General features: G+C 42.9%; 13 protein-coding genes. 1 reads left to right on the top strand and 12 read right to left on the bottom strand.

The window, feature by feature from the left end:
- Positions 1 to 170: 170 nt before the first annotated feature.
- The 12 genes from AACQ38_RS23150 to AACQ38_RS23095 all read right to left on the bottom strand — a co-directional run bounded on the left by AACQ38_RS23150 (position 171) and on the right by AACQ38_RS23095 (position 7,649).
- Entirely contained in the window at positions 171 to 356 is a 186-nt protein-coding gene (locus AACQ38_RS23150; protein ID WP_165579182.1) for a helix-turn-helix domain-containing transcriptional regulator, read from the bottom strand.
- Positions 357 to 407: 51 nt separating this feature from the next.
- Positions 408 to 842, bottom strand: coding sequence for a type II toxin-antitoxin system CcdA family antitoxin (locus AACQ38_RS23145; protein WP_242685672.1), 435 nt, complete (start codon positions 840 to 842; stop codon positions 408 to 410).
- Positions 843 to 922: 80 nt separating this feature from the next.
- Positions 923 to 2,185, bottom strand: a complete 1,263-nt coding sequence (locus AACQ38_RS23140) for a type II secretion system protein GspD (RefSeq protein ID WP_045911738.1) — start codon at positions 2,183 to 2,185, stop codon at positions 923 to 925.
- Positions 2,182 to 3,216, bottom strand: a complete 1,035-nt coding sequence (locus tag AACQ38_RS23135; protein ID WP_165579181.1) for a zonular occludens toxin family protein — start codon at positions 3,214 to 3,216, stop codon at positions 2,182 to 2,184. The genes AACQ38_RS23140 and AACQ38_RS23135 overlap by 4 nt, the downstream gene beginning before the upstream one ends.
- A 3-nt stretch (positions 3,217 to 3,219) precedes the next feature.
- Positions 3,220 to 3,507 carry a DUF2523 family protein gene (locus tag AACQ38_RS23130; RefSeq protein ID WP_003033743.1) on the bottom strand — a complete coding sequence of 96 codons (288 nt, stop codon included), beginning with the start codon at positions 3,505 to 3,507 and terminating at the stop codon, positions 3,220 to 3,222.
- A gap of 10 nt (positions 3,508 to 3,517) precedes the next feature.
- Complete coding sequence (locus tag AACQ38_RS23125) at positions 3,518 to 4,756, bottom strand: hypothetical protein (protein ID WP_165579180.1); 1,239 nt, start codon at positions 4,754 to 4,756, stop codon at positions 3,518 to 3,520.
- Positions 4,757 to 4,820: 64 nt separating this feature from the next.
- The gene (locus AACQ38_RS23120) at positions 4,821 to 5,072 is read right to left on the bottom strand and encodes a hypothetical protein (RefSeq protein WP_058671976.1); all 252 of its coding nucleotides are present in this window, start codon (positions 5,070 to 5,072) and stop codon (positions 4,821 to 4,823) included.
- A gap of 11 nt (positions 5,073 to 5,083) precedes the next feature.
- A complete protein-coding gene (locus AACQ38_RS23115) occupies positions 5,084 to 5,353 on the bottom strand; it encodes a hypothetical protein (protein ID WP_165579179.1) in 270 nt (89 codons plus the stop codon).
- Between the two features lie 40 nt (positions 5,354 to 5,393).
- The gene (locus tag AACQ38_RS23110) at positions 5,394 to 5,909 is read right to left on the bottom strand and encodes a hypothetical protein (protein WP_165579178.1); all 516 of its coding nucleotides are present in this window, start codon (positions 5,907 to 5,909) and stop codon (positions 5,394 to 5,396) included.
- 130 nt (positions 5,910 to 6,039) lie between these two features.
- The gene (locus AACQ38_RS23105; RefSeq protein ID WP_165579177.1) at positions 6,040 to 6,306 is read right to left on the bottom strand and encodes a single-stranded DNA-binding protein; all 267 of its coding nucleotides are present in this window, start codon (positions 6,304 to 6,306) and stop codon (positions 6,040 to 6,042) included.
- A 28-nt stretch (positions 6,307 to 6,334) separates the two neighbouring features.
- A complete protein-coding gene (locus AACQ38_RS23100) occupies positions 6,335 to 7,462 on the bottom strand; it encodes a replication initiation factor domain-containing protein (RefSeq protein WP_165579176.1) in 1,128 nt (375 codons plus the stop codon).
- Complete coding sequence (locus AACQ38_RS23095) at positions 7,455 to 7,649, bottom strand: hypothetical protein (RefSeq protein ID WP_165579175.1); 195 nt, start codon at positions 7,647 to 7,649, stop codon at positions 7,455 to 7,457. The genes AACQ38_RS23100 and AACQ38_RS23095 overlap by 8 nt, the downstream gene beginning before the upstream one ends.
- Before the next feature lie 138 nt (positions 7,650 to 7,787).
- On the opposite strand from AACQ38_RS23095, the gene AACQ38_RS23090 reads away from it, so the two are divergent.
- Positions 7,788 to 7,997 carry a hypothetical protein gene (locus tag AACQ38_RS23090; protein ID WP_152962080.1) on the top strand — a complete coding sequence of 70 codons (210 nt, stop codon included), beginning with the start codon at positions 7,788 to 7,790 and terminating at the stop codon, positions 7,995 to 7,997.
- Positions 7,998 to 8,349 lie beyond the last annotated feature (352 nt).

Here is an 8,349-nt window from a genome sequence, read left to right as displayed (position 1 = left end):
ACGAGAACAAACCGAGTGATCAAACCCAAGAAACGGTCATAGTGCGTCTAATACACGTTATGCTAAAGAATCGCCTGCGCTGCGATATTTTCGCATGCGATTTTTTAACATAACGTTGGCTACATTAGGCGCACCAGTGCGCAGGTAAGCAGGATCTGACGAAAACACCACTACGATGATGTTGAAGGCTTGACTTTGCCATAGAGCCTTTCAAGTGCCCGTTTTGCATCATCCAGCGCCTTAAGCTCAAATGCCAAATCATTCTCGTTAAAAACATCTTCCAGATACAACAGGATTTCTTCTTTGCTATCAAGATGATCAACAACATCCCATACTTTCAACTTCTCTCGCTTCATTTGTATCTCCGCTAAAAGCTGCCGCGCCCATTGGGCCGTTAATTTGTTTATTCAGAGACAGCCGAAATGCTCATCATCGGTAAACAATCCGGCGCGATCAACAAAGCTATTCAGCGCCTGTATCCCTTTATCAAATTCTTCACGCTGAGTGAACCACTGACCCAAAACCGCTTTGACACAGTGCTGGCATAAATCCAGCCGCAACCGGCTACCATCGCCAAAAACAGAGTCATAACCGGCCCGGTGGTCAATGGTCAGGAACTCCTGAAATTCAATATCATCCTTTTCAACTCTACGCTTACATCGATCACAGGTTTTAGCAGATAGAACTACTTTTTTTTCTTGCGAAAAATGTTGCATAAATACCTCCTCAGAATACTGCCGCGCCGAATCAACACTATATCTATAAAATGGAATTGTACGGCTTGCCCAACCCCGGTCAGCACCAAAACGAGTTTTGTCACTGACCGGGGTTAAGATAACCATAATATACGCCCTGCATATCTGATGACATAAAAAACCGGATATGTCGTCACGTTACCGCCTGTATGTGTCCGTCGCCACCATCACCGCGCTCGCTCCTCGTGGGAACTCGGGGCGTGCGCGGCGCTGGCGCGCCTGACTTTTTTCGCCTGTAACACGACAAGAATATCCGTCTTGTTCTTCTCGTCGGATGAACTGGTGAGCCAGCCTTTTGGCAGGAAGCTGAATCCGGTATCGGCGTTCGTGACCTTGGATTCAGCCAGGCCACCCAGCAAAATAATATCCCCGTCAGCCGCTGAAACTTCCGTGTTGACCTCGCGCTTAATCAGCGTGGGACTGTTATTCACGCCCGTATCCGTTTTGGCAAAGCTGGAAAGCTGCTGCTTAATAACAAGGTCAATGTTGTCAGTCCTGATTTGTGGCTTCACGTCCAGAATAACGCCGCTGGAACGGTATTCAATCGACTGTATCGGCCTGTTATCGGCGTAGCTCACCTGACCCAGCACGGGAACCTCGTTACCGACTGAAAACGTAGCTGACGCACCATCCTTCACCCTGAGGCGCGGCGAACTGACAACATGAAAACGACTGTCCGTCCTGAAAAGCTCATACAGCGCATCGAGAGAACCGGTATTCACCCGGATAAAGTTATCAAAACCGCCCGATGCGCCAATCTGAATATTCAGCTTGCCGGAAAGCAGCTTCGCCGCCAGTGCCAGCCCGGAGCCGTTACGCTCGCTGGTCTGCACCTCAAACACGTAAGCCGCAACGATCACTTCCTCAGAAGCGGTATCAATCAGCGGTAACAGCGTCTGCAACCGCTTAATCTCTGACTTCCGGCCATAATAAACCAGCACATCCCCGGTGCGGTTCATAAAGTCCGATGCCGTACCCGCTACGGCCGCTTCCGGCGATATCTGCCCGGACGGTAACGAATTACGCTGGCTGTTAAACTGCCCGGTAAACTGTCCGGCCAGAATGTCAGACAGATACGCCACAGAACGGAAGCGAGGCCGATAGACAAAGGTCTCCTGCGGCGGCACATACGCTTTAGGCGTGAACGGTGCCACGTAGTCAATGCCCTGCTTATTGTAAATCGCAATATTCATATTGCCGAGATAGCGCTTAATGAATGCCCGTTCATCGATATCCGGCGTGATACGGAACGTCACCACCTTGTCAGATTTGGCAAGCTCCGGGTCAAGCATAAAAGGCTTATCAAACACCTGAACGTAAATCATATTAAGCGCCTGCGGCAACGGAACGGCGTTAAGCTCCAGACTGACGCCCTTCGCCATAACCAGCCCCGGAACCAGTAAAAAAAGTAAACCTGTAATCAGCTTCATCGTATCGCCCCTGAATAAACCGTCACCGTTTCGCCGTCGATTTCACCCGTCATCATCATGCCGTCAAAGCTGAACTGAGAAGCCGGCTCTATACGCAGCCTCCCGTACGTGTCAGCCACGACAACCCACGCCTGACCATCGCGCTTAAGCCGTCCGGCAAGACGCCATTTGTCCGAAACAACGGGCTTAACTGGCGCGGCAGGAACTGAAACCACAGTGTTATTTCCGGAGGGTAAATCTTTTGTCTGCTGTTCAGGCTCTGAATTACCGTTAGACGTGAAAAACCAGAACAGATAAAAAATGGCAATCACCGCCAGAATCAGTAAACCAGCGGCTTTAAACCACAGCATTTTAGAACTGAAAATATTCTGGCGCTTATCCGTGACAAGCTCCCTTCCCTGCCCATTTTCATGGGATTTATATAAAGGGAATATCGCCTTGTCATATTTATTCTGATAACTGTTCGTCAGATTCGACTTAAACAGTTTAATGCCCGTAAATACGTCAACCCGGTAGCGGTTATGCAGCCCAAGCGCCACATGCTTACTCATGCGGTACGTTGTTTCCACCCGGTCTTTGATAAATCGAGGGAGGTTGGCAACGGACTGATTCATAACCACTAAATCACAGGTTACGCCCGTTTTTTCATCTGCAAAGTGTCGGTGTTCAGCAATGAAAGAACGATGATTTGCGGGGATGCCCTTATCGTTCTCCCATATACGCCATGCTTCATCAATACAGATTAAATCCCCTGGGCGGCAGAACGTATCATCCGCAATGCCGGAATCCGTTTTATAGGGAAAGAAATTATCGTTCTGAACGTCTTCATTCTGAACGAGTAAAATTTCTCCAAGTAATTCCCTGTCTGCCTTTTTAATATCAACGCAGTAATCATAAATACTTTGCGTGGCAAGGCCGTAAATATTACTGACAATGCGACGCCCCGCAATACAGGCGGGAATAATGACGCTTGCCACCACTTCGTAAGATTTACCGCTACCCGGAATGCCCACATACGCAGAAATAGCCATAAATTAACCAATCAGAGGAATACGACGAATAATAAAGCGCGTTAACAATGCGGAAAACATCAGTTTAATCCCTTCCGTGACCATAAACAGATTCACGAAATACCATACGCTGTCAGGCAGTGAAGAAAATAACCCGGCAATATCAACAGACTTAGGCAACAGTGACGCGAGAACAGGAACGAACGCCTGTACGACAAAGTACAGGCCAAAGAACAGAATGAATTTGACAACCACCGTTCGCAGCACAAAACCCAGCGCCACGTTAAAGGCTGAAACCAGAATACCGAACATAACGCCTCCGTCACGCCGTCAGAATGATACGCAGCGAAATGATGCCCCAGATAAGCAGGAATACCGCTTTTAGAAGTGACCTGATTTTTTCCAGAAGTTCACAGTGGGAATCAATGGAATATTTATTGTCCCAGAGTTCGAACGACCACACCGGGCACCGTACATCCTTCGATGAAATACTCATGTTTTTTACTTCAGGCATCAGGTTTTTTAACGGGTTTAATATTTCATCGCCGGAAGGTACATCATCAAGAGATGGTGCCGGAATACCCGGATTTTCACCCAGAGAAACAGAAGGCGTATCTGGAGAAGGTTTGTCCGGTTCTGGTTTAGGATTGGTTAAAGGATTTGTCTGTGTCAGCACTTCAGGCTTTAACTCAGGAGATATCTGAATACCATTAAGTAAATCCTGCAAAGAAACAGTATTCGAACCAAGGGCCGCATTAATTTCAGCCGCAGTTACCGGATTTGATGATGTAACTGGCACCCCTTCATAATCAGGGAGTAATGAAGCCTTAAGCATCATATTATTAAGAAATTTAGCCAAAAAATCAGGCGATACATTCACATCTTTAGCTTCGTCATAGAACTTGTCATAATCAACATCGCTCCTAATTTCCGGAAATGATGAATACTTATTAAGGTATTTGTAAAAGGCATTAATATCTGAAAGGTTAATGCCTATTTTGTAAGTCCGATTTTTAGTTTCTTTGTCGGGTTTATAGTAAACAGTATAATCCCCCTCACCTATGAAAGTAGAACTATCTTTCTTTGTAAAACGAATGTTACTAAGTGCTGAAATTTCACAGTAATCTTCAACAATACAGGTTAACTGATTTTCAAGATATTTATTGCGTTCAAAGGAGTATTTAATGTGCTCTGTAAGTCTGCTTTCATCGGCACTGTTCATAATAACAGAGTCATCATTCAGGCTAAAAGCATCAACAACGTTATAACCAAGCAGAATCCATGAAGCAGCACCTACCGCATCTTTAAAAAGACTTGAGCGCCCGGCATTTTTCACAATCTCTTTGGCGGCGACATTATTAACTGCTTTAACAGTTGATAAATAAACGGCATCATTTGCGGCACGTTTTGCCACGACAGAAGAAAACAACCGAGGCAATACACGAACAGCAGCGACTGCAAGCGGATTGGCATAAGCGTAAGCAGACAACAAAAGCAAAACAATCAGGAATCCAGCCCCTGTATAACGGCCCACGCGCATAACAGCCCCCATAAAAAACACATAAAATCAAAAAGATATTGAGCCATAAATATAAAGGGGCTGTTACACCCCTTACCTTTCTGAATTAAGCGCCGCGAACCATACGCAAAATCCAGCGAACACCCGCCGAACCTGCATACAGAACAATCAGAGAACCCGCTACCGCCATAATCCCGGTCAGAACTGAACCAAAATTAACGCTGTTAGTCAGCGGCGTCAGGTCAATACCTTTACCACCGCCAACAACATCACCTTCAGCAGCAAATACAGCAGGTGCAGCAACAGCCAGAGTAAAAGCACCAATACGGGTTAACGCCTGTTTAGTCTTACCAAACATAAAAACTCCTTTTATGCATTTCTTACGTGTTTAAGAATTTCACCTATTCCCTTCGCAAACAACCACAGGAAAAAGGTTGTCGTAAAAGCCAGCCCCCAAAATTGCGCCGCGACTAAATAATCAATATCGGGAACAAGCTTATCCTGAGAAACTACCGAAGCCTGTAATTTAACAACTTCTGACTTCGGTAATTTCAAAGTCACTTCATCGCATCCGTCAGGGCTACCAAAGCTAATGTTCGGATTGCAATATTTAGTCTTAATGACTATCTCATCTGACATAATAATTTATTCGACATAGCAAATACCTTATATTATCAAATTAATCATTAGCACAATCAGAACAAATACCATTCATAGAAGCAATCATCTCTCGACAACACCCATTACATCTTGTCACACTGTAATGAAGTGAAATATAACTTCCCTCTTTATCATCAAAGCGATAAGCACCCAAACCAATATATCCTGGCGTACCCGCAACATAATCAGGCGGGAAATCCAGATCAGAAATAACATATCGGTCACTTAAATCAACGTCTGAATCCCCTGATATGGAAAAGCCGGAAAACTCAGCAAGCAATTTAATATAATGCGCTTCTAATATCACCATTGAATCTGATACAATATCACCGAATAATGCCACTGCACCGAAATGTGGATTGTCAAAATTATAAGCAATATAACCATTATAAGCTGATATTTTATTATTATCTTCTTCTACTTTCAATTTACAAATCACATACGTTGTATCTAACTCTAAAGAATCAGAAGAACAAGTAAACCCAGCAAATTCAGCTAAAGATTGAATATGGTACGCATTTAGTGTAAAACTCATTTCAATAACTCCTTATTACAACCAGAAAAAACATGGCCACCCAGATCAATCATATTTTCAAAACAATAACGACAATGCGTTATTCTGTAATGAAACGAAATTTAATTGGTTATTAACAATAATGTTCTCGTTATTTAATTGGAATTAATTTGATGCTTTTAATTCTGAGTGAACCAAAATCACCCACACTAAACGAGCTTGAGTCTAAAGTATAAAAACCCGCTGGATACGGTGCAGCCTCTTTTTCCAAATTAATCGTGAACTTTTCAGGATAAATGCCACCGTTATAAATATAAGCTGTTTGTTCTCGAAACGTTAATACCTCACCCGTTTGCTTTGAAACCACTTGCTTATTATTCACTTTCCCATCAACTTCACTAACTTCAATTTTAATCATAATAAATTACCTTATTTTATGTTATTTCTTAAAAAGGGCATTGAGATGTTTGTAACTTTTCATTCAACAACGTCTGATATATCGGTGGAATATCAAAGCACAGATTCATATCCTGAATATGTTCTTCACGAACAATCATTGATAACACCGTTTCAATATCGCCATTAAAGAAATGAAATACTTTAGCTATGGTTGAAGAAGCCTGATTACGAAGCCATTTTACTTTCGCTTCAATGGCATCTACGGCTTTACGGCCAAATAGTTTAGGTATTGATACGGGCTGACTCACATTGATTTGAGCAGCGTAATCACAAAGCCCCACATAAATACCTGAAATATTGAGCAGGACATCAATCGATATTTCTTTTAATTCCACTTCTGAACGATACCAAATACCCGATACCTTTTGTTCTAACGCTTTATTATAAATACGCCAGTAAACACGGGACTGACGCGACCCCACATTAACCACTTCTTTAGTCGGGCAACCATCCGAATCCATTGCTTGCGAAATTTCAATTTTTGGCTTCGGTCCTTTACCGCCGTAAAAAGCCTCATCCTGATACGCTATTCTTGCTGCTTCACAGGTAAAAATACCGTCATAATCATCAGTGGCTAAATCCAAACGCTTTAAACGAGTAATATCTAAGTGTTTAAACCACTTATGAATTTTTTGGCATGTTGTCCCACTGAAAACATGCGCACAACCCTGCCCTGAGATCTGAACATAAAACGTATCTTTATTGCCGCCCCAGTATAGGAGTCCCATATGATCATTACCGCCCCCATCACTATAAAGCACGGCTGAATCCTGATAAGCAAAACCGCCCTTACCTCTGGGAACGCCGACAACTAGACCAAAAACAGCAGCAATCCACATTCTCAAACGCGCGTGATAACAAGAATATAAGTCTACTTCATACTGACTTTTTTGTTCTTCAGTCAGATTTGATGAACCAAATTCAGGCAATCCTTCATAGCCTTCTGAACAAGCATAAACATCAGAATTTTGGTAATGCTTATAAGCCGGTAAATACTGAAATTTGCGCCACTCAAACCCTTTTTCTTGGAAAGTATGAACGTCTTTCATTACGGACAGCGGCGCAGAAAACGCCAGATAATCAACGATAACTGGGCGTTCTTGTGAATCAGTCATGATAGAAATCCACATAGCTGATGAACTGCCCGGATTTCGCTGTGGTTGTCGCGAGTAAAAAATCCTCTCTGAAATGACATGAACACTCTTTGACCAGTTCATCGAAGGAACGATAAAAATCCCACTCAACGCCGACTTTAGCGTTGATGCCGTACCCTTCTATGTAGTCAAAGTAAATAATGTTCATATACAACTCCAGCACATCAATATTTACACCATGCACGCATAATACACACAAAATAAGCATGATGTAAATACGCATGCATGAATACCTTATTCAATATGAGGTAAGATTAAAAAAACACATGAATAAGGAAACAGCACAATGAGATCAGCAAGAGGTGACACAACGGTACGAATTAATGAAGAAAGAAAACTTGAATTAAAGAGGAAAATCATTGAGATAGGCAACAAAACAGGTGAAATAATCAAATCATCAGAACTAGTTAACCGACTGATTGATAATTATCTTGACGAAGTTGCCAAAGACATCATCGGAGATGTGCAAAAACAAAAAAACCGAGATTCAAAATAGAAAGCTTAATCACCAGAAAATTCCGTGAACTACCATAAAACCAAGTAGATATCACAACTCATACAATTGTGCACATTTGCAACTAAAAATTTATTTTTGCCCAAGTGCAAATGTGCAACTATGCAAAGATACAAAAGTGTATTGTTGTCGGAAAGCCCGTAGATATCCTGAGACTACCCCCGTAGTACAGCACGGGGGTTATCGATTGAGCATTCAACACTATGGACGAGAACAAACCGAGTGATCAAACCCAAGAAACGGTCATAGTGCGTCTAATACACGTTATGCTAAAGAATCGCCTGCGCTGCGATATTTTCGCATGCGATTTTTTAACATAACGTTGGCTACATTA

It is taken from the genome of Photorhabdus sp. RW14-46 (assembly GCF_963887965.1).
Taxonomy (GTDB): domain Bacteria; phylum Pseudomonadota; class Gammaproteobacteria; order Enterobacterales; family Enterobacteriaceae; genus Photorhabdus; species Photorhabdus laumondii.
The sequence above is the reverse complement of the archived record's forward strand: the minus strand, read 5'-3'. Positions and strand labels throughout refer to the sequence as shown.

Bases quoted from the DNA above. Each gene is read 5' to 3' on its own strand.
- AACQ38_RS23150 (WP_165579182.1), bottom strand. From the start codon at position 356: ATGAAGCGAGAGAAGTTGAAAGTATGGGATGTTGTTGATCATCTTGAT.
- AACQ38_RS23145 (WP_242685672.1), bottom strand. From the start codon at position 842: ATGGTTATCTTAACCCCGGTCAGTGACAAAACTCGTTTTGGTGCTGAC.
- AACQ38_RS23140 (WP_045911738.1), bottom strand. From the start codon at position 2,185: ATGAAGCTGATTACAGGTTTACTTTTTTTACTGGTTCCGGGGCTGGTT.
- AACQ38_RS23135 (WP_165579181.1), bottom strand. From the start codon at position 3,216: ATGGCTATTTCTGCGTATGTGGGCATTCCGGGTAGCGGTAAATCTTAC.
- AACQ38_RS23130 (WP_003033743.1), bottom strand. From the start codon at position 3,507: ATGTTCGGTATTCTGGTTTCAGCCTTTAACGTGGCGCTGGGTTTTGTG.
- AACQ38_RS23120 (WP_058671976.1), bottom strand. From the start codon at position 5,072: ATGTTTGGTAAGACTAAACAGGCGTTAACCCGTATTGGTGCTTTTACT.
- AACQ38_RS23115 (WP_165579179.1), bottom strand. From the start codon at position 5,353: ATGTCAGATGAGATAGTCATTAAGACTAAATATTGCAATCCGAACATT.
- AACQ38_RS23110 (WP_165579178.1), bottom strand. From the start codon at position 5,909: ATGAGTTTTACACTAAATGCGTACCATATTCAATCTTTAGCTGAATTT.
- AACQ38_RS23105 (WP_165579177.1), bottom strand. From the start codon at position 6,306: ATGATTAAAATTGAAGTTAGTGAAGTTGATGGGAAAGTGAATAATAAG.
- AACQ38_RS23100 (WP_165579176.1), bottom strand. From the start codon at position 7,462: ATGACTGATTCACAAGAACGCCCAGTTATCGTTGATTATCTGGCGTTT.
- AACQ38_RS23095 (WP_165579175.1), bottom strand. From the start codon at position 7,649: ATGAACATTATTTACTTTGACTACATAGAAGGGTACGGCATCAACGCT.
- AACQ38_RS23090 (WP_152962080.1), top strand. From the start codon at position 7,788: ATGAGATCAGCAAGAGGTGACACAACGGTACGAATTAATGAAGAAAGA.